Annotated in this window: 9 protein-coding genes; 5 read left to right on the top strand and 4 right to left on the bottom strand. The window is 68.8% G+C overall.

Features of this window, described 5'->3' with window-relative positions:
* Positions 1 to 662 precede the first annotated feature (662 nt).
* Together RTW82_RS25885 and RTW82_RS25890 are read left to right on the top strand one after the other, a co-directional pair.
* A complete protein-coding gene (locus tag RTW82_RS25885) occupies positions 663 to 848 on the top strand; it encodes a carbon storage regulator (RefSeq protein WP_021219945.1) in 186 nt (61 codons plus the stop codon).
* Between the two features lie 169 nt (positions 849 to 1,017).
* The gene (locus RTW82_RS25890; protein ID WP_316926880.1) at positions 1,018 to 2,220 is read left to right on the top strand and encodes a GGDEF domain-containing protein; all 1,203 of its coding nucleotides are present in this window, start codon (positions 1,018 to 1,020) and stop codon (positions 2,218 to 2,220) included.
* Positions 2,221 to 2,231: 11 nt separating this feature from the next.
* Here the strand turns inward: RTW82_RS25890 and RTW82_RS25895 are convergent, their stop codons facing one another.
* Entirely contained in the window at positions 2,232 to 3,563 is a 1,332-nt protein-coding gene (locus RTW82_RS25895; protein ID WP_316926881.1) for a PLP-dependent aminotransferase family protein, read from the bottom strand.
* A gap of 122 nt (positions 3,564 to 3,685) precedes the next feature.
* On the opposite strand from RTW82_RS25895, the gene RTW82_RS25900 reads away from it, so the two are divergent.
* From RTW82_RS25900 to RTW82_RS25910, 3 genes are all read left to right on the top strand, one after another.
* The gene (locus RTW82_RS25900) at positions 3,686 to 4,582 is read left to right on the top strand and encodes a DMT family transporter (protein ID WP_316926882.1); all 897 of its coding nucleotides are present in this window, start codon (positions 3,686 to 3,688) and stop codon (positions 4,580 to 4,582) included.
* Positions 4,583 to 4,745: 163 nt separating this feature from the next.
* On the top strand, positions 4,746 to 5,318 hold the full coding sequence (locus RTW82_RS25905; protein ID WP_316926883.1) for a cysteine dioxygenase family protein: 573 nt from the start codon (positions 4,746 to 4,748) through the stop codon (positions 5,316 to 5,318).
* 120 nt (positions 5,319 to 5,438) lie between these two features.
* Positions 5,439 to 5,996: a 2OG-Fe(II) oxygenase gene (locus RTW82_RS25910; RefSeq protein WP_316926884.1), complete on the top strand. Its 558-nt coding sequence runs from the start codon at positions 5,439 to 5,441 to the stop codon at positions 5,994 to 5,996.
* 89 nt (positions 5,997 to 6,085) lie between these two features.
* Here RTW82_RS25910 and RTW82_RS25915 read toward each other — a convergent pair whose 3' ends face one another.
* The 3 genes from RTW82_RS25915 to RTW82_RS25925 are packed head-to-tail and all read right to left on the bottom strand — an operon-like array spanning position 6,086 to position 24,794.
* The gene (locus tag RTW82_RS25915) at positions 6,086 to 7,495 is read right to left on the bottom strand and encodes an HlyD family type I secretion periplasmic adaptor subunit (protein ID WP_316926885.1); all 1,410 of its coding nucleotides are present in this window, start codon (positions 7,493 to 7,495) and stop codon (positions 6,086 to 6,088) included.
* A complete protein-coding gene (locus RTW82_RS25920) occupies positions 7,488 to 9,173 on the bottom strand; it encodes an ATP-binding cassette domain-containing protein (protein WP_184488087.1) in 1,686 nt (561 codons plus the stop codon). The genes RTW82_RS25915 and RTW82_RS25920 overlap by 8 nt, the downstream gene beginning before the upstream one ends.
* Positions 9,174 to 9,233: 60 nt before the next feature.
* Complete coding sequence (locus tag RTW82_RS25925) at positions 9,234 to 24,794, bottom strand: Calx-beta domain-containing protein (RefSeq protein WP_316926886.1); 15,561 nt, start codon at positions 24,792 to 24,794, stop codon at positions 9,234 to 9,236.
* Between the last annotated feature and the right edge of the window lie 37 nt (positions 24,795 to 24,831).

Consider the following 24,831-nt stretch of genomic DNA (forward strand, 5'->3'; position numbering starts at 1 on the left):
AATGAATTTCCACGGGTTAGCAGTGGTGCTGGGATGGGCTCCGCTCGGTGGATAAAAGAGCGTTATCCACCCTACCCAGCGGGATAAGCACCCACACGAATTGCTTGATTCAAATTGTTAAAGAGCAATTTCGATTAAGTCTTTCGTCTCAACCGAGGCCGCGCATTCTACAGCAGCCTTTCTATCTGTCAAGCCGTTTTTCGAAGAATTTTTTCTTTCTACTCAACAACTTGCGCTTTCCGTGAATCTTTCGCTTCACATCAGCGGGAGGCGAATTCTACAGCGTTTCAACTCGCTGTCAACACCTCTTTTTCAGCTTCTTTCGAACTCATTCGAAGGTCGCTGGCGACACCAAAACCCAACCTGGCACCACCCTTCCACCACATCGATTCGACCTAGATCAAACCACCCCACCATTACTTAACCTTTTGATTTACAAGAGGTTTTTCTTGGCTTCTACTGTGGAAGTGGTGCGCATTATAGGGATCAGAAACGGCACGTCAACACTTTATTGAAATCTTTTCGCGAGAGCGCCCTGGAGTGCGACAGCCGCCGCTTCCTGGCAAGCCAGCCATTCGATTCACTGAACCGATGGCCGCCAAACCACTCAAAGCCCGGAACCGTTTGCCAACCCGGCACAGCCATATAGAAGAGGAACCTCCATGCAGGAGCTGACATTCGAAGTCGGTGAACACTTCCAGATCGGGGACGGCATCGTCGTCAGAGTGATCGCCACCCAAGGCTCGCAGACCAAGCTGGGCATCGAAGCCCCGCGGAATGTCGCCGTCCACCGCGAAGAGATCTACGAGCGCATCTGCAAGGAGCGCCAGCAACTGAGCACCTGCTGAGCCACGCCTTATCTATATATAGAGGGGATGGAGATGGCAGCGAGCCCTCCACCCCGCCATCCCCAGCGCGCCACAGGCAGCCGCATCAGCACGCGAGCGCTCTTCCTACAGCCGCCCTGCCATAATGGCGTCATCCAGGCTCAATCCCTCGCGCCGAGCGCAACCTCCGATGCTGCTGAACGACCCCGTTACCCTGCTCCTGATCATCACGCCGTTCGGCCTCATGACGATGCTGCTCCTCTGCCTGTCCTACGTCGGCCTGGGCAAGGGCAATTCATCGCTGCACTGGTGGATAGCCGGGGACCTGCTTTTGGCCGCCTACCGCCTCGTCGCCCTGATGCAACCAGGCATTGCCGCCGGCGCGCTGTCCTGGCTCGGCCTGTTCCCGCCAGCGGTGACCTTCGTCGCCGGCACCGCGCTGTTGTTGATGGCCATCGGCAGCCACACCCTCGCCCTCTATCACCTGATGGAACGCAGCGACAGTCGCGGCTGGCACCTGAAGATCGGCTTCGGCCCCGCCCTGCTCTACGGAGTCGTCGCCGTGATCGCCCTGCACGGCAGCTACATCATTCCGTGGTTCTCACTGGCCATCAGCCTGACCATCGCCCTGCAGCTGAACATCACCCTCCAGTTGCGCAAGCGCTATCGCGGTGCCTGGGGCCTGCTCGCCGGGCAGTCCGCGCTGATCCTCTTCCATGGCTGGACGCTGATCGTGCTAACCCTGCACCCGATCCCGCCGCTGCCCTTCGACCGCCCCGACCTGCCCTCCATCAACGCGCTGTTCATGGACTTCATGGTCTCGTTCCTGTTCACCCTCAGCTACGCGCTGATGCTCCAGGAGCAACTGCGTCAGCACGTGCAGCAACTGAGCATCACCGACACCCTGACCGGCGCCCTCAACCGCCGCGGCGCCGCCCCCATCCTCGATCGGGAATGGGCTCAGGCCGCCGAGCAACGCAGCCCCATGGCCGTCGCCATGATCGACCTCGACCACTTCAAGGCGATCAACGACCAGTACGGCCATGCCGCCGGTGACGCCGCCCTGCAGGCCTTCTCCGACACGGTCAACCGCCTCAAGCGCCAGAGCGACATCTTCGTGCGCTGGGGCGGCGAGGAATTCCTCCTGCTCTTCCCTCATACCGATATCCAGCAGGCGCAGAATTTCATGGCCCGCCTGCGCGACACCCTCAGGCGCGACCCCGTCTCCCCCACCCTGCCCCTGCACATCGGCTTCAGCGCCGGCCTGGCCGACAGAGGCACCATTGGCAGCGCGCCGCAGTTCGAAGTCCTGCTCAAAGCGGTGGACAAGGCCCTTTACCGCGCCAAGCGCCAGCGCGACCGGGTAGAACGGGTGGAAACCGTCGACCTCTGAAACGCCCTCCTTTATAGGTGCGCCTCCACCACCGACTTCACCCGCGCCAACGCTCCCTGCAGCACCGGTATTTCCACCGAGCCCAATGCCAGCCGCAACGCATGGGGCACCTGGGGGCATATGGCGAAAGGCTCGGCAGTCGACACCGATATCTGCTCGCGCATCAGCGCCATCGCCACCTGATCGGCACGGGCATCCTCCGCTAGCGGCAACCAGAGGAAATACGAATCGGGATGGCGCACCACCGGCAACCCCGCCAGCAACTCACCGGCCAGTGCCTGCCTGGCCCGGGCGTCCTCGCGCTTCTGCGCTTCCAACCGGGCCACGGTGCCGTCCTCCACCCAGCCACAGGCAATCGCCGTCAGTACCCCCGCTGTATTCCAGGCGGTCGCACGGATGGTGCGCTCCAGTGCCGGCACCAGGGATGCAGGCGCCGCCACGAAACCAACCCGTAATCCCGTCGCCACGCTTTTCGAGAACCCGGATACATAGACCGTCCGCTCTGGCGCCAATGCCGCAACAGGAGGCGGCGCCCCCTCGGCGAGAAAGGCATAGGCCGCGTCCTCGATGATGCGCAGTTCATGGCGCCGTGCGATCGCCACCAGGCGCTCCCGCTGCTCGATCGGCATCACCCAGCCCAGCGGGTTGTGCAACGTCGGCATGGTGTAGAGCACCCGCACCGGTCGTTCCCGGCAAAGCCTTTCCAGGGCAGCGAGATCCGGCCCTGTAGCGCCACAGGGAATGGCCACCAGCTCCACCCGCAACGCCTCCGCCAGTACCTTGAAGCCGGGATAAGTCAGGGCATCCGCCGCCACCACATCACCCGGCTGCAGCAGCGCCATCATCGCCACCGCCAGCCCGTGCTGGGCGCCGTTGACGATCAGCACCTGCTGCGCCGCCACCTCCAGCCCCCGGCCAATCAGATGACGGGCCATCACCGCGCGCTCGTGCAGGCGCCCACCATGGGGTTGATAGCGCAGCAGCGCTTCCAGGTCCCCACTCAGCGCCAACTGGCGCAGTGCTGTGCGCAACAGCTCCGCCTGCCCCGGCACCGAGGGGTAGTTGAAATTGAGGTCGATCATCCCGGCCTCGACGTCCTGCTGATCCACCCCCAGCCCGGGCGGCAGCGACACCTCCCTGACGAAGGTTCCACGCCCTGTCTCCCCGCTCACCAGCCCCATCGTCTCCAGTTCCGCATAGACGCGGGACGCGGTGACCAACGCCAGCCCCTGCTCCGCCGCCAATTGGCGATGGGTCGGCAGGCGTGTACCCGGCGACAAGCGCCCGGAGCGGATATCAGCGGCAAACGCATCAACCAGGGCCTTGTAGCGGGAGCGTGGCATCAGATGTATCCATGACAATATTTTGATTGTGCTGATTCTTGGTCATAGCATCCGCCCCACGCAAGCCGGCCAAGCGCCGCAGCGGGCCACTCCCCCAGAACCAGCACGGACAGCGAGCCACCATGAAAGCAGCCCTCCCCAACACCCCGACGCTCGCCGCCCCCTCCGCCAGCGGCTGGATCAATGGCTTCATCGGCGTGCTCATCTTCAGCGGCTCGCTGCCCGCCACACGCTTCGCCGTGCAGGAACTGGACCCCACCTTCCTCACCGTCGCCCGCGCCAGCATCGCCGGCCTCCTCGCCCTGTGCCTGCTGCTGGCATCCGGCGAGCGGCGCCCCACCCGCCAACAGTTGCTGCCCCTGGCCGTCGTCGCGCTGGGCGTCGTGCTCGGCTTCCCCCTGCTCACCGCACTGGCCCTGCAATACGTCACCTCCGCCCACTCCATCGTCTTCCTCGGCCTCCTGCCCCTGGCCACCGCCCTATTCGGCGTGGTGCGCGGCGGGGAGCGTCCAGCGGCCGCCTTCTGGGCCTTTTCGGTACTGGGCAGCCTGCTGGTGGTCGGCTTCGCCCTCTCCCAGGGGCTCACCGCATCGCCCCAGGGCGATCTGCTGATGCTCCTGGCCATCGTCGTCTGCGGGCTCGGTTATGCCGAAGGCGCCAAGCTGTCGAGAGCCCTGGGTGGCTGGCAGGTGATCTGCTGGGCGCTGGTCCTGTCATTGCCGATCATGGCCATCGCCACCCTGATGTACCTGCCGCCCTCCCTCGCCACAATCAGCCTGCCCACCTGGCTCAGCCTCGGCTACGTCTCGCTGTTCAGCATGCTCATCGGCTTCGTCTTCTGGTACCGCGGCCTCGCCCAGGGCGGCATCGCCGCCGTCGGCCAGCTGCAACTGCTACAGCCCTTCTTCGGCCTGGCACTGGCGGCCGGCTTGCTGCACGAAGACGTCAGCCCCGCCATGCTCGGCGTCACCCTGGCGGTCATCCTCTGCGTCGCCGGCGCACGCCGTTTCGCTCGCTGACCGCCCGTCCCGGCGCGCCACGGCAGCCGCGCGCAAACCGTCTACAGTCAGTGCGGAGGCGATTCCGGCGACCCCGGCATCGCCATGACCCTGCCCTCGCCCACCGGCGAAACAGCATCGGCCTCAGCCACGAGCTGAGCGCAACCACTGGAAGGTGCCGCACATGCCGAAGTCCGTATTGAACTGGTTCATCGAACACGCCACCGAACTGAGTCACCAGCAACCCGCCCCCTGCGACTGCGTCGCCGCCCTCGCACCCTGCATGGCCGAGCTGATCCACAACGCCCCCGGTTTCCTCGAGCCCGAGCATTACCGCAGCGACCCGACGCACTACGCGCGCAACCTCATCCACCGCTCGGCCAACGACGACCTCTCGCTCTACGCCCTGGTGTGGATGCCCGGCCAATGGACGCCGGTGCACGACCACGGCAGCTGGGGCGTGGTCGGTATCGTCGAAGGCGTGCTCGAGGAGCGCAGCTACATCTGCATGAACAGCGAGCGCAACCGCGACGAGGGCATCGAGCTCGCCCGCGGCGGCGTCATCCTCCTGCCCAGCGGCGCCGTCACCAGCTTCGTGCCCGACCCCGACCACATCCACATCACCGGCGTGCCCACCGAACGCCCACGCGCCGTCAGCCTGCATCTCTATGGCCGGCTGATGCACAACTTCCATATCTACGATGTGGCCAGCGGCACCCGGCAGCTCACCGAGGTCGAGCACAACGCATCGCACTAGAGTCCGTCACAGCCTCCGCATCCGCGTCTCGACAGCCACGCCGCCGCGCCCTAGCATCCGCCGGCGGCTCGCGGCCGCGCGGTTAAAGGACGAGGGGGCCGCCCCCGGCAAGGACAGGACATGGAAAAGACCGACTTCGGCATCGCCCGCTTTCTCATCCACGGCTTTCTCACCCGTGAGGAATGCCAGGCACACATTCGCATGAGCGAAGCCATGGGCTACGAGGAGGCGGCCATCCAGATGCGCGACGGCGCGCATGAGATCCACAAGAACATCCGCAACAACGACCGCATCCTCTTCGACGACCCGGCGCTGGCCAGCCAGCTGCTGGAGCGCGCGCGTCCCTGGCTGCCGGCCTGCCTGGACAACGAATGGGGGCTGGTGGGGCTCAACGAGCGCTTCCGCTTCTACCGCTACACGCCCGAGCAGTACTTCAAGTGGCACCGCGACGGTTTCTACCGCCGCAGCCAGGACGAGATCAGCCAGCTGACCTTCCTGCTCTACCTCAACGACGACTACGAAGGCGGCGAGACCCAGTTCCGTGGCGAAGACAGCATCCGCCCCGAGGCCGGCATGCTGCTGGTGTTCCCCCACCCGATCATGCACCAGGGCGCGCCCATCACCGCCGGGGTGAAGTACGTGCTGCGCAGCGACGTGATGTACCGCCGCCTGCCCTGATCACCACAGGACACAACCGCCGTAGGGTGGGCTTCAGCCCACCACTCCGCCCCTGGAGAGCGAACCCCCCAGGGGATCGTCCCGCCCCATCACGGCTCGCTGAACGACCGGTGCATGCCATCGGTAAGCGGCCCGGCGATGTAGTTGAACAGCGAACGCTCGCCCGTAAGGATCGCCACGCTCACCGGCACACCCGGCAGCAACGGGTAGCGGGTGCCACGGTGGACGAAGGCGTCCTGGGCCGGGCGGATGCGCACGCGGTAGTACGGCACCTTCTGCTCGTCGAGCACCGAATCCGGGCTGATGTCCACCACCTCGCCATCGATGGGCTGGAAGCCCCGGGCGATGGAGGACACCAGCTGGATGCGCGCCTGCTGGCCGAGGTTGACCATGCCGATGTCACCCACCGGCAGGCGGGTCTCGATCGTCAGCGGCTCGTCCGCCGGCACCAGGGTCATCAGGGTGCCGCCGGGCTGGATCACGCCGCCCTCGGTGACCACCTGCAAGGTCATCACCACGCCCTCGATGGGCGAACGCACCACCTGCCGCTCGCGGCTGTCGGAGAACTTGCGCAGGCGCTCCTGCAGCTCGGTGATCTGCCGGCGTGCTTCGGCCAATTCCTTCTGCAGCTCCTCGTTGCCGCCGGAATCCAGCGAGGTCAGCGCCGCCTGCTCCTGGCGCTGGGCCGCCAGCACGCGGCCGAGGGACGCCTGGGTTTCCTGCAGGGTGCCGCGCAGCTGCTCCTCGTCCTTGAGCAGCTCCAGGTGCTCGTAGCGGTTGGCCAGGCCTTCCTTCATCAGCTTCTCGCTGATGGCGATCTGTTGCCGCAGCAGCTTGAGCTTGGCGCTGAGGTGCGCGCTACGGGCCTTCAGCTCCTTCTCCTCGGCATCACGCTGGAGGATCTTCTGCTGCTGCTCCTCGTAGCGGCCGGCCAGGCGGCTCTTCTGGGCGACGAACAGGTCGCGGTTGACCTTCACCTGCTCGGGGTAGTCCTTGGCCAGCTCCTCCGGCACCTGCATCTCGTCGGCACCGGCCAGCTGGGCCTCCAGGCGGATGGCGCGGATGCGCAGCGAGCTCAGCAGCGCCTCGGTCTCGCGGCCCTCGGAAAGGGTCGAGACGCGCTCCACCTCCGCCAGCGGCTCACCGGCCGCCACGCGCTGGCCCTCGCGCACCAGGATGCGACGGACGATGCCGCCCTCCAGATGCTGCACCAGCTTGGTCTGCCCCATCGAGGCCACCTCGCCGGTGGAGTGGCTGGCGATGTCCAGGGTGAACAGCGCCGACCACAACAGCAACGCGCCCAGCAGCAGCGCCAGCAGGCGGATGGTCAGGCGGCTGCCCAGCAGCTCGTCGCCGGGCAATGCATCGCCCTGGGCCGGCAGGAAGATGCCCACCAGGCGGCGCAGCAACGGATGGTTCTCGAAGGTGCCCAACAGGCGGTCGGCGGCACGGCCGAGGCGGGTCGGCTGGTCGTCCAGGGGCAGGCTCTGTTCAGACATGGCTGGCTCCTGCGCGAGCGGGCTCGCGGGCGGGTTCACGCAGCACGCGGGGCACCGGCTTGTGGTTGAGGTCGATGACCGCATCGGCGGCCCCGAGGATGAAGGGCTCGTTGCTCATCATCACCAGGGTGCGGCCCTCCCGGGCCAGGCGGCTGAGCAGCGCGGCGATGGCCTTGCAGCCCTCGGCGTCGACACCCTCGGTGGGGTCGTCCAGCACCACCAGGCGCCCCTCCCCCAGCACCGCGCGCACCAGCGCCAGGCGCCGGCGGATGCCCAGCGGAATGTTCGCGCCGCCGTTGCGCAGGGCCAAGCCCAGGCCTTCGGCGCCGCCTTCGACGAAGGCGCCCACGGCCAGCTCGCGGCACAGCTCCAGCACACGCGCGTCCGGGGTTTCCGGCGCCAGCACGCAGAGGTTCTCGCGCAGGGTGCCGTCGAAGAACTGCGGCTCCTGTGGCAGGTAAGCCACCTGTCGGCGCCACCATTGCGGGTCGGCCTGGCGCAGGTCCATGCCGTCCACCAGCAGGTGCCCGCGCAGGGGTTCCAGCAGGCCCACCAGCAGCCGCGCCATGGTGGTCTTGCCGCTGCCGTTGGCACCGGTGAAGGCCAGCACCTTGCCGGCCTCCAACTGGTAGTCGAAGTGTTCCAGCACCGGCACCGCCTGCTTGGGATAGGAGAACGCCATGTCCTCGAAGCGCAGGGCGCCCTGCATCTGCCCCAGGCGCACGCCCTCGGCGCGCTCGCGGGGGATGGCGCAGAGCTGGCGCACCAGGTCCAGGGCGCGCTGGCCACGGCCGATCTGCTCGCCCAGGCCCAGGGCCCGGGTCAGCGCCGCCAGGGCACGGCTGGCGAGGATGTTGCAGCCGATCAGCGAGCCGACATCGAGGTTGCCCGCCAGCACCTGGCGGGCGCCCAGGCCCATGATCACCATGCCGAGGATCAGCGTCCCGGCGTAGCTGGCGTTCTGCATGGTGTTCTGCAGGCGGTTGAGCTGCGCGCGCTGCTCGGCCTGGTCGTCGGCGCAGGCGCGCCACTTTTCCTTCAGCGCATCGGCCGCCGAGAAGGCGCGGACCATCTCGCCGCCGGCGGTGAGGTTGTGCTGGTAGCCGGCCATCTGGATGGCGATGCGGCTCTGCGCCTCCATGGGTTCGCGCAGCCGGCGCTGGGCCAGCAGCGAGACCAGCGCCACGCCGGCCATCACCAGCAATGTCATGCCGGCGAGGAAGGGGCTGAGCATGCCCAGCACCACCACGAAGACGAAGGCGAAGGGCGTGTCCAGCAGGGTCACCAGGTTCGGCGCGCCGAAGCACTGCTGCACCGTGCTCTGCCCGGAAAGAATCTCACGCCGGGCGCTGTGGGGCAGTTGCTCCACCAGCGCGTACTGGCCACGGGCGCTGCTCTCGAACAGGGTCTCGCCCAGCTCGGTGTCGGCCCGGGCGCACAGCCACTGGGCCACCCGCAGGCGGGCGTTGCGCAGCAGCACCTCGAAGCCCACCGCCAGCAGTGCGCCCAGGGTCAGGGTCAGCAGGGTGGCGTCCACCCCCAGGGCCAGGTAGCGGTTGAGCACATGGATGCTGTACAGCGAGCTGGCCAGGCCGAGCAGGTTGATCAACAGCGAAGACAGCAGCAACTCCAGGCGGAGCCTGGGCTGCAGGGCGATGCGGCGGAGAAACTCGTTCATCTCGGTACTACTCGGTAAAAGCGGAAATCCCCTCCGCGTTGCAGCGCGGAGGGGATCGGGTCACACCGTGTGAGGTTGGATCACGTCCTGTGGCAGGTTGTGGGCATCGGGTTGGTTGGCCAGCTCGGCCAGGGCGACAAGTCCGCTGCCGTCCGTGCCGCTGGCGGTGTCGGCGTCGTAGTACAGCCGGGTGACGTCGCCGTTGGAGATCAGGAAGAAGGCCGAGCCACTGTGGTGGCCGCTGCCGCTGATCATCGCCTCCAGCTCGTCGAGCTGGCCGTTGCTGCCGGTACCGAACTGGAACTGCCCGGAGGCGAAGCTCACCCGGTACACATCAGCATCGCCTTGGGCCGCGAGCTTGGCCAGGGTGTCCATCACATCGCCGGTGAAGGCCTGGGACACCGAGGTCAGGTTGCTCAACCCACCGAAGGCCGTCGGGTCGAAGGTCAGGTGATCGACGCCGGCCTGGAAGTCGAGGATCGCGTCCATGCCATCGCCCGGCGAGCTGTAGTGGAAGCGGTCCGCGCCAGCACCACCGCGCAGCACGTCCGCACCGCTGCCCCCCACCAGCAGGTCGTCGCCATCGCCACCGTCGAGCACGTCGCTGCCGGCGCCGCCGAACAGGCGGTCATTGCCGCCCAGGCCGGCCAGGTTGTCGGCACCCGCGGTGCCGGTGAGCAGGTCGTCACCGGCGCCAGCGACATCGTCGTTGCGCAGGGTCACGTCCTTGCTGATCAGCACATAGGGGCTGTTGGCCGCCGAGCGCAGGACGATGGACATCAGCTCATCGGCCTCCACCGCGCGGTCGCCGTTCACCGAGAAGCTGAAGCTCGCGGTGGTGCTGCCGGCGGCGAAGGTCACGCTGCCGGAAGGCCAGGCGCCGCCGAAGTCATCGGCGTCCACGCCCTGGCCGGCGCCCGGTTGCAGGCTCCAGTAGAAGGTCTCGGCGCTGGCGGACGGGTTGCGGGTCACCTGGTAGGTCACCAGGGTGCCGCCCACGTCGCCTTCCAACACGCTGTCCGGGCCGCTGATGCCCAGGCCCAGGTCGTCGTCACGGATGGTCCCGCCGAGGCTGGTGGAACCGCCGGCGATGGCCGGGTGGCTGAAGGTCAGGGTGAAGGACTCATCGCCCTCGCGCAGGGAATCACCACGGATCGGCAGGCTGAACACCATCTCCGAGACACCAGCGGCCAGGGTGATGGTGCCGGTCAGCGGCACGGTGAAGTCGTTGGCGTCCACCGCACCGGCGATGCTGTAGGTGATGGTCAGCGCCGCGTCGTCCGGGCCCGCCCGCAGGATGCGGTAGGTCAGCGGCGTGGTGGTGCCGGGGCCGCCTTCCAGGCGGCTGCTGTCCATGGCCAGCACGGTCAGGGCCACGTCGTCGCCCTGGATGGTGGCGCGGGCGCTGCCCTGCAGCGGGTTGACGCTGCTGCCACCGCCGCTGCTGGAGAGCTGCACGGTGAACTGCTCGTCGGACTCGCCGAAGTCGTCGCCGTACACCGCCACTTCCAGCACCTTGCTGGTCTCGCCGGCGGCGAACTGCAGCACGCCGCCGGGCAGCACGCCACCGACGAAGTCGGCCGCATCCGCCGGGGCCGAGCCGCTGCCGGCCACCGACCAGTCGATGCTCGCCGCCGAGCTGGTGTCGCCGCTGCGGGTCACGGTGAAGCGGAAAATGGTGGTCGCCCCGCCGTTGCCCTCGGCCAGCACGCTGTCCACCACGCGGATGGCGAACTGGTTGTCGTCGTTGACGATGGTGCCGCTGGCGCGGTCGTTGATCAGGTCGATGCCCTGCGGGCCGCTGAGCACCACCTCGAAGCCCTGGTCCGGGCCGAGCACGTCGTCGCCCTGCACGCGGATGACGATGTCCTTGTAGGTCTCGCCGTCGGCGAACACCAGCGAGCCCGAAGGCAGCACGCCGCCGACGAAGCTGCCGGCATTGGCCGGGTAGGTGCCCGCGCCCTTCAGCGCCCAGTCGACGCTGACGCTGCCGTTGCTGTCGCCCACCCGCTCCACGCGGTAGACGAACTCGGTCACCTGGCCCTGGTTGCCCTCATCCTGGCGATCACTGCCGAGCACCGCGATGCTCAGGCCACGGTCGTCGTTGACGATGGTGACGCTGGCTTCGCCCGTGAGGATGGTCGCCCCCTCGGCGTCGCTGAGCACCACGGAGAAGGTCTCGTCGCGCTCGCCCAGGGTGTCGGCATCCACGTAGACGGTGATGGTCTTGGTGGTCTCGCCGGCGCCGAAGGCCACCACGCCGCTGAGGAAGATGCCGCCGAAGTCCTCGGCGTTGACCGGGTTGGCGCCGCTGGGCACCAGGTCCCAGAGCACGCTGGCCGGGCCGGAGAGGTCGCCGCCACGGGTCACGGTGAAGGTCACCGCGGTCTGCTGGCCGTCGCTGCCTTCCACCACCTGGGCGGCGTCGGCGGCGATCCACAGCACCGGGTCGTCGTTGAGCACCACCGATTCCACCGGGCCGGTGGTGATGGTGGAGCCGTAGCTGGGGTTCTCCAGCCACACCTGGAAGCTTTCGTCCTCCTCGCCCAGCTCGTCGCCACGCACGGCCACGGTGAAGGTCTTGCTGGTCTCGCCGTCGGCAAAGTGCACGGTGCCGCTGAGGGCGGCGAACTCGGCGTCGCTGAGGGCGTGGGTACCCACCCCGGCGGCGCGCCAGTCGACGCTGGCGGCGCCCACCGAGCTACCGCTGCGGTCGATGCGGAAGGTGAACAGGGTCAGGCCGTCGTCGCCTTCCACCGCTTCGCGGGTCACCGCGCTCAGGGCGAGGCTGTCGTCGTCGTTGCGGATGGTGCCCACCTGGCCGTTGCCGACGATATCGGCGTTGGCGCTGGGGTTGGACAGCTGCAGGGTGAACTGCTCGTCGCCCTCGTCCAGGCCGTCGCCCAGCACATCGATGTAGATGTCCTTGTGGGTCTCGCCGGCGGCGAACACCAGCTGGCCGCTGGGCAGCACGCCGCCCGGGAAGTCGGCGGCGCTGGCACTGCCGGCCTGCACGGCCCAGTCGACGCGGGTCTCGCCGCTGGAATCGCCGCTGCGGGTCACGGTGAAGTGCAGGCGGCCCGGGGTGCCGGCGTCGCCTTCGTAGGCCTGGGCGGTGACGCTGGCCAGGGTCAGGTCGACGTCGTCGTTGCGGATGGTGCCGGCGGCGCTGGAGGCGGCCGGGTCGATGCTGCTGCCGGCGCCCGGCTGGTACAGCTCGACGCTGAAGCCTTCGTCCAGCTCCACGTCGCGGTCGCTGCGCACCGGAATGCTCAGCACCATCTCGCTCTGGCCGTCGGCGAAGGTCAGGGTGCCGCTGGTGACGCTGAAGTCACTGGCGTCGGTGCCGCCATGGACGATGCGCCAGCTCACGGTGGACGTATCTTCGGTGCTGCCGGTACGGGTCACGGTGAAGGTCAGCGCGGTGCCCTCGCTGGCCTCGGCGGCACGCGGGGCGATGGCGAACACGTCGTCATCGTTGCGGATCACCGCGTCCACCTGCTGGTTGGCGAAGGTGTGGCTGAGGCTGTCGCTGGGCGCCTGCAGGCTGAGGGTGAAGCCCTCGTCCGCTTCCAGGCGGCTGTCGCCGGCGACCCAGACGATCACGGTCTGGCTCATCTGGCCTTCAGCGAAGGTCAGTTCGCCGAAGGGCAGCTGGCCGCCGACGAAGTCGTCCGCCGAGGCCGGGTTGGCGCCGCTGCCGGCGACGCTCCAGGCCAGGCTGGTGGCCAGGCCGCTGCCGGTGCGGGTGACCAGGAAGCTGTAGCCGGTGGAGCCGCTGTCGCCTTCCACCGGGGTGGCGACCACGGCGAGGTTCCACTGCACGTCGTCGCTGACGATGGTGCCGGTGGCGCTGCCCACCTTGATGTCGGTACCGGCGGACGCGTTGCCCAGCACCACCTGGAAGGACTCGTCGCCCTCCAGGGTGCGGTCGCCGAGCACCACGATGCTGATGGTCTGGCTGGCCGCGTCGCCCGAGGCGAAGCTCAGGCTGCCGCTGGGCAGCACGCCACCGAGGAAGTCGGCGGCATCGGCCAGGCCCTGCAGGCTCCAGTCGAGGCTGGTGGCGCGGTCGAGGTTGCCGCTGCGGCTGACGGTGAAGGTGTAGACGGTCTGCACGCCGTCGTGGCCTTCGACGTGGCGCGCGTCGGTGGCGACCAGGGTCACCGAAACGTCGTCGTTGACGATGGTGGCGTCCGCCGTGGCCTGGGTGAAGACCACGCCGTCGGCGCTGTTCAGGCTGAGGCGGAAGTCCTCGTTGGCCTCGCCGCTGTAGTCGCCGCGCACCGGTACGCGGATGGTCAGCTGCTCCTGGCCGGCGGCGAAGGTGACGCTGCCGCTGGTGGCGAGGAAGTCATCCGCCGAAGCCGGGTTGGCGCCAACGCCGGCGACGCTCCAGTTGATGGTCTCGGTGCCGCTGAGCTTGCCGCTGCGGGTGAGCACGAAGTCGAACCAGGTGGTCTGGCCGTCGTCGCCTTCCGCCTGGGCGGCCGGGGCGGCGACGTCGATCACCACGTCGTCGGCGCGGATCAGGCCATCGGCGCTGGCCTGGCCGATCACCAGGCCACTGGACGGGTTGCTCAGCACCAGGCTGAAGCCCTCGTCGCTCTCGGCCAGCAGGTCGCCGCGCACGTTGACGGTGAGGGTGACGCTGGCCTGGCCGGCCGGCAGCACCAGCGAGCCGGAAGGCAGCACGCCCAGGGCGAAGTCGCTGCCATCGGCCGGGTGCGCGCCGCTGCCCACCACCGCCCAATCGACGGTCTTGGCCTGGTCCAGCGAACCGCTGCGGGTGATGGTGAAGGTAAAGGCGGTGGTGCCGCTGTTGCCCTCGGCCTTGCTCGCGTCGGTGGCGGCGATGCTGATGCTGGCGTCGTCGTTGAGGATGGTGCTGCTGGCGCTGCCGGTCTGGATCTGCGCGCCGCTGGCGTTGCCCAGCACCAGGTTGAAGGCCTCGTCGCCCTCCACCTGGGTGTCGCCGTTCACCAGCACGGTGATGGTTTTGCTCGACTCGCCGTCGGCGAATACCAGGCTGCCGCTGGGCAGGCCGGCGTTGTCACCCAGCAGGTCGGCGCTGGCGAAGTCCGCCGCGTTGGCCGCGCTGGAACCCAGGCGCCAGGCTACCGAGGCACTGCCGCTGGTATCGCCGGTGCGGGTCACGGTGAAGGTGAAGGCGGTGGTGCCACTCTGCCCTTCGCCACGGCTGACCTGGTCGGCGCTGATGTTGAAGGCCGCGTCGTCGTTGAGGATGGTGCCTTCGGCCGTGCCCTGGCTGATGGTGTCGCCGGTGGTGCCGGCGCCCAGGCTGATCTGCACGCTGTAGGTCTCGTCGACCTCGGCCACGGCGTCCTGGCTGGACTGGATGCTGATGGTCTTGGTCAGCTCGCCCGGGGCGAAGGTCACCGAGCCGGACATCGCCTGGCCATTGAGGTCCGCCGCATCGGCGCTGCCGTTGAGCAGGATCTGCCAGTTGATGGTCTGGTTCTGCTCGGTGCTGTGGCTGCGGGTGATGACGAAGGTCTGCGCCAGGCCCTCGCTGGTGGCCCCCTGCAGCGGCGCGATGGAGAAGGTCGCGTCGTCGTTGCGGATGGTACCGGTGGCGGTGGTGCGGATCGGGTCGCTGATGTCGCCGCTGAAGCCGCCGAGGACGATGCGGAACTGCTCCACTTGCTCGGGCGTGACGTCGCCGACCACGGTCACGCTGATGGTCTTGCTGGTCTCGCCGGCGGCGAAGCTCAGGCTGCCGCTGGTGGCGCCGCTGAAGTCGGCGGCGCTGGTGCTGTCGTGCAGCAGCGACCAAGTCATGGACGAGGCGCCGCTGGTCACGCCGGAACGGGTGACGACGAAGTTCAGCACCTGGTTGGCGTCGCTCTCGGTGATCGAGGCGTCGGCGATGCTGATGCCGGTGTCGTCGTTGGTGATGGTCAGGGTCGCGCTGTTCTGCGACAGGCTGCGGGTCACGCCCGGGCCGTTGAGGGTCTCCTCGTAGAACACCACGCGGAAGGTCTCGTTGGCCTCCACCGTGCCGTCGCCGCGCACGGCGAAGGTGATGGTGCCGGTGGTGACGCCATCGGCGAAGCCCAGGGTGCCACTGGGCAGCACGCCGCCGGTGAAGTCGGCCGCATCCGCCGGGTTGCCGCCGATGCCTTCCACGCGCCACTTCACCGTGCCGGAGCCGCTGTAGCCGCTGCGCACCACGTTCAGCGAGAAGGTCGCGGACTGGCCGGCGCCGCTTTCCGCCAGGCTGGTGGCGGTGGGGGTGATGCTGTAGGCGGTGTCGGCATCGTAGAGGGTGCCGCCGACGCTCATGCTGGTGGCGGTGCTGGCGGCGATGGAGTCGACGCCGAAGCGCACGGTGGAGTCGGTGGTGTCGCCCGGCGCACTGAGGTTGAGGGTGAAGCCCTCGGTGCTCTCGATGCTGCCGTCGAGCTTGAGCAGGTTGGCCAGGGAGATGGCATAGCTGCTCTGGCCACCGGCCAGGGTGATGGTGCCGCTGGTGCTGACGAAGTCGGCGCTGGTGGTGTTGCCGTTCGTCAGGGTGTAGTTCAGCGTGATGTCGTTATCCAGGCGGCCGGAGCGCACCAGGGTGAAGTTCAGCGGCTGGCCTTCGTAGCCGGCGACGCTCGGGGTGGTGTTGCCGAAGCTGCCCATCCACAGGCGGACGTCGTCGTTGCGCAGGGTGGTGCTGGCGCTGGCCTGGGCCGGGTCGATGTTGGTAGGGCCGTACTCGTCGCGGTAGCTGCCATTGATCAGGCCGTTGTTGTAGGCGGTCAGCGGGTCCAGCAGGGTCATGGTCAGGCCGGTGTCCGGCTCGATCACGGTGTCGGCGCCGAAGGTCACGGTCACCTGCTTGCTGGTCTCGCCGGCGGCGAAGCTCACCACGCCATAGGTGGTGTTGTAGTAGGGCGAGGTGGACCAGAGGGTGTTGCCACCGTAGCCACTCACCTGGCCGCCGTTGGCGCCACCCCAGTTGATGTTGTTGCCGACGATCTGCCAGGCCACGGAGCTGGCGTAGTCGATGCTGCCGCCGGGCTGCACGGTGCGGGTGATGGTGAAGGTCACGCTGGTGCTGGCGGCGCTGCCCTCGAACACCTGGGTGGCGCCGGCGCTGACGCCCAGCAGCGCGGCCGGCTCGTCGTCGTATACGCGGCCGGTGGCGCTGGAACCGATGGAGGGCGTCTCGATGTCGCCGCTCAGGTTCTGCGGGTTGCTCAGCACCAGGGTGGCTTCCTCGCGCCAGGTCTCGGCGAGGCCGTCGTCGATCGTGCGCAGGCTGATGGTCTTGGTCAGCTCGCCGTCCAGGTAGGTGAAGCTGCCGCTGAGGGTGCGGGTGCCGGCGTTCCACGACAGGCCCGGGTTGTTGGCCAGGATCCAGTCCATGTCCAGGTCGGCGGGGTCGAGCTTGTACCAGGTGCTGCGGGTGTTGTTGGTCTCGTTGGTGCTCTCGGAGCCGCCCAGCTGGATGGACCAGTCCACCGAATCCGAGCCGCGCTGGTCGCCGCTGCGGGTGATGGTGTAGACGAGGTCCTGCCCTTCGTTGACGTGCGCCACGCTGGCATCGAAGCGGGTGTCGTCGTTCTGCAGCACCACGTGGTTGTTGACGTAGCCGGGGTTGGCGGTGGAGCCGCCCTGGATGCTGCTGCCCGGGCTGGCCTGGGTCAGGTAGAGGCGGAAGGCCTCGTCCTGCTCGCCGGCATCGTCCACCTTGGTGCGGATGGTGACGTAGGCCACCGACTGGCCATCGACGAACTCCACGCGGCCGGAGGGTACGGTGTCGTTCCAGAAGTCGGTGGCGCCGGTGGCGGTGTAGCCGCTGACGCTGGTCTGCACCGCCCAGTCCACCCAGGCGGTGCCGGCGGTGGAAACGGTGCGGTACACGGCGAAGGTGTGCTCGATGTAGCCGTCGGCTGCGTTGCCGCCGTCGGCCACGGTGTCACCCTCGGCGCGGGTGCGCCCGGTGGTCGGGGTGTCCTGGATGTAGAACTCCGCCTCGTCGCGCTGGATCTCGCCGAACAGGTACACGCCACTGGCGCTGGTGTTGGTCTGCAGCGCGGGGTCGTTGGTGTAGATGTTCTGGCTGCCGGTCTGCGGGGCCACCAGTTCGTCGATGCCGCCGGCGTTGCTGAACAGCACCTTGAACCACTGGTCGTCCTCCACCGTGTCGTCGCCGCGCACAGTGAGGGTGATGGTCTTGCTGGTCTCGCCGCTGGCGAAGGTCACGGTGCCCGACGGCAGGGTGCCGCCGTTGAAGTCGACGCCATCGGCCGCGTATTCCCAACGGCTACTGCCGTATTCCCAGATGTCCTGGCCGGTGGTGCTCCAGTTGACCGTGGAGGTCTTGGCCAAGTCGCCGCTGCGGGTCAGGGTGATGGTGTAGGTGGTGTTCTCGCCGGCGACCTTCTCGGCCTGGCGGGCCTGGGCCCACTCGACGGTGACCCGGGTGTCGTCGTTGGTGATGGTGCTCTGGTAGCTGCCATTGGCGCCGATGGAGGTGCCGCTGCTGGCGCCGCTGAGCACCAGGTTGAAGCGCTCGTTGCCCTCGACGCTGCCCACGCCGGTGTCGCCGTAGGCGTAGACGGTGATGGTCTTGCTGCTCTCGCCGGCGGCGAAGCTCAGGGTGCCGGAGGGCGTCAGGTAGGCCGAGCCGTTGGTGAAGTCGGCGGCATTGGTGTCCAGGTGCTGGACGCTCCAGTTCACCGTGCTGGCCTGGTCCAGGTTGCCGGTGCGGGTCACGGTGTAGGTGAAGGGCGCACCGGTGCCGTGGACGCCGTCGCCCTCGCTGCGGCTGGTGGTGCCGGCGGTGATGTTCAGCTCCGCGTCATCGTTGCGCACGGTGCCGGTGGCGCTGCCGGTGGTGATCTCGGTGCCGGCGGAGGCGTTCTCCAGCACCAGCTTGAGCACCTCGTTGGCCTCCAGCTTGCTGTCGGCAGCGATGCGCACGGTGATGGTCTTGCTGTTCTCCCCCGCAGCGAAGTTCAGGGTGCCGTAGGGGATGCCGTCGCCATCGAGCAGCACGCCGCCCGGCTGGCTGCCATAGAAGTCGGCACCGTCCACGGCATTGGCCACGCTCGGGTCGACACGCCATTGCACGCTGCTGGCCTGGCTCAGGTAGCCGCCCCGGCTGACGCTGAAGGTGAAGTCCACGTAGCCGCTGTTGCCCTCGCCCTTGTCCGCCGACAGCGCGCTGATGCTCAGGGTGGCGTCGTCGTTGGTCAGGGTGGTGGTGGCGCTGGCGGTGCCGATCACGCTGTTGGCCGGCGGGTTGGACAGGGTCACGGTGACCGCTTCGTCGCCCTCGTACACCGAGTCGCCCTTGACGCGGATGACTACCGTCGCAGTGGCCTGGCCGTCGGCGAAGCTGAGGGTGCCGGTGCTGCCCTGGCCGGCACCGAGGTCGGCGGCGTCGAGGCCGCCGCTCAGGGTCCAGGTCAGGTCGCGGCTGCCGGCGAGGGAGCCGCTGCGGGTCACGGTGAAGCTCACCAGACGCTCGCCGCTGTTGCCTTCGGCCAGGCTCGCGGCGTCGGCGACGATGGCGAAGCTGGCGTCGTCGTTGAGGATGCGCGTGCTGGCGCTGCCCTGCCCCGCTTCGACGGTGCCGCCCTGCGGGTTGAACAGTTCCACCTGGAGCAGCTCGTCGGCCTCCACCAGGTTGTCGCCGCGCACGCGGATGGTGATGGTCTGGGTGTCGCTGCCGTTGGCGGTGAAGCTCACCGTGCCGCTGGGCAGGCCGCCGTTGTTGCCGTTGACGTCCTGGCCACTGGCGAAGTCGCTGGTGTCCAGGCCGGTGGCGCTCTTCAGGCGCCACTGCACGGTGCCGGCGGCCGTGCTCAGGCCGCTGCGGGTGACGGTGAAGGTGATGTCGGTGAAGGCACCTTGGGTGCCCTCGGCCTGTTCCGCCGGGGCGCTGATGCTGAAGTTGGTGTCGTCGTCCTGCACGGTGGTGGTGGCGGTGGCGCCGGTCACCAGGCCCGCGCTGGGGTTGCTCAGGGTCAGGGTGAAGGCCTCGCTGCCCTCCACGCGGCTGTCGCCGGCCAGCTCGAAGCTGACGGTGAGCTCGGACTGGCCCGGGGCGAAGGTCAGGGTGCCGCTGGGCAGGCCGCCCAGGGTGTCGCTGGCATCGCCGCCATTGGCGCCGCTGACGGCGTAGTCGACCGTGGCGCTGCCGGACAGCTCGCCGCTGCGCACGATGCGGTAGATCACGGTCTGGCTGCCGCCGGTGCCTTCGCTGACGGTGGCGCGCTCGGCGACCACGGCGAAGCCCTGGTCGTCGTTGCGGATCACGCCTTCGGCGCTGCCGTCCACCACGCTCTGCGGGGTGCCGTCGCCCAGGCGGGCGTTGCCCAGGTTGACGCTGAAGGTCTCGTCGGCCTCCACCACCAGGTCGCCCTTGACCAGAATGGTCAGGGTCTTGCTGGCCTCGCCGGCGGCGAAGCTCAGGGTGCCGGTGCTGGCGTCGAAGTCGGCGGCGTTGGCGATGCCGGCCAGGGACCAGTCCACCAGCGCGGCCGAGCCCAGGTCGCCGGCGCGGGTCACGGTGAAGGTGAAGGCGGTGGTGCCGCTGTGACCTTCGGCCTTGTCGGCGGCGAGCGGGCTGATGGAGAAGCCCAGGTCGTCGTTGTCGATGCGGCTGTCGGCGCTGCCGACGGTCAGTTCGGTGTTGCCGTCGCGGGCCTCCAGGCTGACGCCGAAGGTCTCGTCCAGTTCGATGTGGCCATCGCCGGACACGCGCACGGTGACCTGGGCGCTGGTCTGGCCCTCGGCGAACTGCAGGGTGCCGGACGGCAGGCCACCGTTCGCGCCCAGGGCGTCCTGGCCACTGATGAAGTCGGCGAGGCTGGCGGCGTCGACGCCCTGCCCCACCGCCACCTTCCAGTCGACGCTGGTGGCGCGCAGGTCGCCGGCGCGGGTCACGGTGAAGGTGAAGCTGCGCTCCTGGCCGGCGTCGCCTTCGGCGGCGCTGGCCTGGTCGGCGACGATGGACAGGCCGACGTCGTCGTTGCGCACCAGGGTGCTGGCGCTGCCGGTGAGCAGCTGGGTCTGGTCGTGGGCGGGGTTCTCCGCCGGGTTGCCCAGGGTCAGGGTGAGGGTCTCGTCACTTTCCAACACGGCGTCGCCGGCCAGGGTCAGTTCGATCACCTTGGAGGTCTCGCCGGCGGCGAACTGCACCAGGCCGTTGAGGGCGGTGCCGGCGGCGAAGTCGTCGGCCTGCAGGCCGCTGGCGGTCCAGGTCACGCTGACCGGGCCGGACAGATCACCGCTGCGGGTGACGGTGAAGCGCAGCACCTGGGTCTCGCCCATGGCGCCTTCGGCCACCTCGGCTTGCTGCGCCTGGATGCGGATGCCGACGTCGTCGGAAACGATGCTGCCCTGGGCCTGGCCGGTGAGGATCTCGGCATGGCCGCTGGCATTGCCCAGGGTGACGGTGAAGGCCTCGTCGCCCTCGACGTCACGGTCGCCGCGCACGGCGACCTGGATCACCTTGCTGGTCTCGCCCGGGGCGAAGGTCAGGGTGCCGGCCGGCAGCACGCCGCCGGCGAAGTCGGCCGCATCCACCTGGCCGGAGAGGCTCCAGTCCACGGTGGTGGTGCCGCTGGTGACGCCGGAGCGGGTCACGGTGAATTCATGGATGACGGTGCCGTTGTCGCCTTCCACCAGGCCGCTGCGGGTGGTGGCGATGGCCAGGCCGGTGTCGTCGTTGGTGACGGTGGCCGATGCCGAGGCGGTGCCCAGGCTGGAGCCGGTGGAGGGGTCGTAGAGCTCCACGCGCAGGCCTTCGCTGGCCTCCAGGCGGTAGTCGCCGGCCACCTGCAGGGTGATGGTCTTGCTGGTGTCGCCGTTGGCGAAGTTGAGGATGCCGCCGGGCAGCACGCCACCGACGAAGTCGGCACCATCCACCGGGTTGCCGCCCTCGCCCACCACGCGCCAGGCCACGCTGCCGGTGCCGCCCAGGTAGCCGCTGCGGTTGACCAGGAAGCTCAGCTCGGCCACCTGGCCGTCGCCGCCTTCGTTGACGCTGGCGGCCTGGGCCTGGATGGCGAACTGCTGGTCATCGTTGAGCAGCTGGCCGTTGATGCTGCCGTTGGCCACGGTGGCGCCGGGGTTCGGCGTGCCGAGGCTGAGGACGAAGCTCTCGTCGCCCTCGAGCTGGGAGTCGGTGGCGATCTGCAGGACGATCTCCAGGCGATCGACGCCCGCAGCGAAGACCAGGGTGCCGCTGGGCAGCACGCCGCCGACGAAGTCGCTGCCGTCCACGCCGTTGAGGGCGCCGGGCGCGAGGCTCCAGGTAATGGTGTCGCTGCCGGCGAGGTCACCGCTGCGCTCGACCACGTAGCGCAGCTCGCGGGTGCCGCCACTGCCTTCGAAGCTGTCGGCCTGGGACAGCAAGTTGAACACCACGTCGTCGTTGCGGATCACCCCGGTGGCCTGGCCGACGGATATCTCGGCGCCGGCGCTGGGGTTGCTCAGCACCACCTGGAAGGTTTCGTTGGCCTCCAGCAGGTTGTCCGGGGACAGCGGCAGGGTCACCACCAGGCTCTGCACGCCGCGACCGAACTCCAGGGTGCCGCTGAAGGCGGTGCCGGAAAGGAAGTCGGCGAGGCTGGCGGAGTCGGCGTCGTTGCCGAACACCACGCGCCAGTCGACGCTGACGCTCTGGGTCAGGTCGCCCTGGCGCTGCACGGTGAAGTTGAGCTGGCGCGGGGTGTCGCTGTTGCCTTCGGCGGCGGTCAGGCCGCTGCCGTCGAGGGTCAGGCGCGCGTCGTCGTTGATCAGGCTGCCAGTGGCGCGGTCCTGGATCACGGTCATGCCCGGGGTGCTGGTGGCGATCACCACCTGCAGGCCCTCGGTGGGCTCGTACTGGCTGTCCGGGCTGGGGCTGAAGCGGATCACCGCGCTGCTCTGGCCGGCGGCGAACTCGATGGTGCCGGACGGCAGGGTGCCGCCGAAGTCGGCCGCGTCCACCGGGTTGTTGCCGTAGCCCTGCACGTGCCACTGCACGGTGCCCGGCAGCGACAGCTCGCCGCTGCGGGTGACCACGAATTCCAGCACCGGCGCAGCGCTGGTGCCCTCGCGGACGTTGGCGGTGCGCGCAGTGATGGACACCGCCTGGTCGTCCGGGTCGATGCTGGCCAGGGCCGCGCCGACGTCGATCTGGCTGTTGGCGTCCTGGGCCTGCAGGGCCACGGTGTAGCTCTCGGTGCCCTCGATCAGGCTGTCGCCGTTGAGGCGCACGTAGATGACCTTGCTGCTCTCGCCGGCGGCGAACTGCACCACGCCGCTCATGGGCTGGTCGGCGGCGAAGTCGTTGACGTCGGCCGGCAGCTCGCCGTAGCCGGCGATCTGGTAGCCGATCTGCCCGGCGCCGCTGGTGTTGCCGGTGCGGGTGATGACGAAGGCCTGCACGCCACCGGTGCCGTTGCCCTCGGTGGTGGACGCGGTCAGCGCCTCGATGCTGTAGGTGGATTCGTCGGTGCGGATGGTGCCGTAGGCTTCGCCATTGATGACCTGCACGCCGGCCGGCGGGTTGTGCAGCACGATGCCGAAGGTCTCGTCGGTTTCCGCCAGGTTGTCGCCCTTGACCCAGACGGTGACCAGCTTCTGGGTCTCGTTGGCGGCGAAGTTGACGCTGCCACTGGGCATGCCATCGGCCATGCCCAGCTGGTTCTGCCCGGCGATGAAGTCGTTGGCGTCGGCGGCGTGGGCGCCGACCCGCACGAAGCGCCAGTCGATGGTGAGGTCCTGGCCCAGCAGCTCGGAGCGGGTCACCAGGAAGGTGATCGCGGTCTGCTGGCCCTGGCCGCCCTCGACCACGTCCATGGTCACGCCGCGCAGGCTGACGCCGGTGTCGTCGTTGACGATCTGGGTGCTGGCGCTGCCGCCGGAAACCCGCAGGTTGCTCTGGTCGCTCTGCAGGCTGACGGTGAGGGTTTCGTCGTCCTCGACGTCGCGGTCGCCGCGCACGGTGAGGACGATCTCGCGGCTGGTCTCGCCGGCGGCGAACTCCAGGGTGCCGCCGCTGATGCCTTCGACCAGGTCGTCGGCGTCGACGCCGCTGACCGACCAGCGCACCGAGCCGCTGCTCTGGGCGTCGGTGCGGGTGACAGTGAAGCTGACGGTGGTGGTGGTGCCGCTGTCGCCCTCGGTGACCTGCGCCTGGTTGGCGCGGATGGACACCAGGCCGTCGTCGTTGACCACGGTGGTGCTGGCGCTGGCGGTGCCCAGGGTGAGGTTGGCGCTGGGGTTGCCCAGGGTCACCGTGAGCACTTCGCTGGGCTCCACCACACGGTCGCCCAGCAGCGGGATGGTGATGGTCTTGCTCACCTCGCCGACGCCGAAGGTCAGGGTGCCGGAGGGCAGCGGGCCGCCGATGTCGGCGGCGTCCAGACCGCTGGCGCTCCAATCGACGGTGGCGGCGGCGCGGCCGTTGTCACGGGTGACGACGAAGGTCAGCAGTTGCTGGTCGCCCTCGTCGCCTTCGAGCACCTGCAGGCGGGTGGCGACGACGCTGACGGTGGCTTCGTTGTCGAGGATCTGGGTGCTGGCGCTGGGCTGGCCGAGCTGGCTGCCGGCGCTGGGGCCGCTGAGGGTGACGGTGGCGGTGCGGTCGCCCTGGGCGAAGTAGTCGCCGGGCACCTCGATGCGGATCTCCTGGCTCATCTGCCCTTCGGCGAAGGCCAGCAGGCCGCCGGGCAGGGTGCCGCCGAACAGGGCCGGGTCCAGGCCATCGAGGTTCCACTGCACCTGGCTGGCGCCGGTGCCGCCGCTGCGGCTGACGGTGAACACCAGCACCAGGGTCTCGCCGTCGTCGCTCTCCAGCACCTCGGGGGCGCCGGCGACGCTGAGCACCGAGACCGGTTCGCTGGTATCGCCGGTCAGGGTCGGTGCGGCCGGCGGCTCGAAGCCCGCCGGCAGCTCGCTGTTGGTGCCGGCAGCCAGGCTGCTGCCGATGCCGGTGTCACCGCGCAGGTTGGGGAACACGCCAAGGCCGCCACCGGCGACGCCGGAGGTGCCCTGGCTGGCCGCACCGGTGCCGATGCCGGAGCTGACGCCGCCGAGCAGGCCCGGGCCCATGCCGTCGAGGTTGAGCATCGCCAGTTCCGGCGGTACGCCGGGCGGCAGCATGCCGCTGCCGGTGGCGTCACCGGTGAGCGCAGCCTGCTCGGGGCGGAAGGTCACGGCCTGCTGGTCGAGGCCGATGTCCTGGCCGAACAGGCCGGTAATCTCGGGGCGGTAGGTGCTGTCGAAGGGCGACGGGCCGGGAATGGTCGAGCTATCCGGCTGGCCGGGCAACTGGGTCGCCTCCAGGGCCTGGACGCCGTCGTGGCGCTCGGCCGCAGCGTCCGGTTGAGCCGGGAACTGGGCCTCCGCGAGCCAGCCCTTGACCCAGGCGCTGGCGTCCACCGCAGCGGTGCCGGCGACGGCGGCGTTGGCCTGGGCCGCCATGGCCTGGCGCAGGGCCGCAGCCATCTGCAGCGGGATGCCGGCAGCCAGGAGCATGTCGTGCATGGTCTGCAGGGCCTGCTCCAGCGAGGTGACCTCGGCGGGCGCATGGCCGGTCAGGAAGTCCGTCACCACCTGAACGGCACGTACCAGGGTTTCGATCTGCGCGCTCGTCAATTCAGCCATCTCGGCTACTCCTGCGGATGCTGTTTACAGCCTGTAC

It is taken from the genome of Pseudomonas sp. zfem005 (assembly GCF_032621735.1).
In the GTDB taxonomy this organism is placed as follows: domain Bacteria; phylum Pseudomonadota; class Gammaproteobacteria; order Pseudomonadales; family Pseudomonadaceae; genus Metapseudomonas; species Metapseudomonas solani.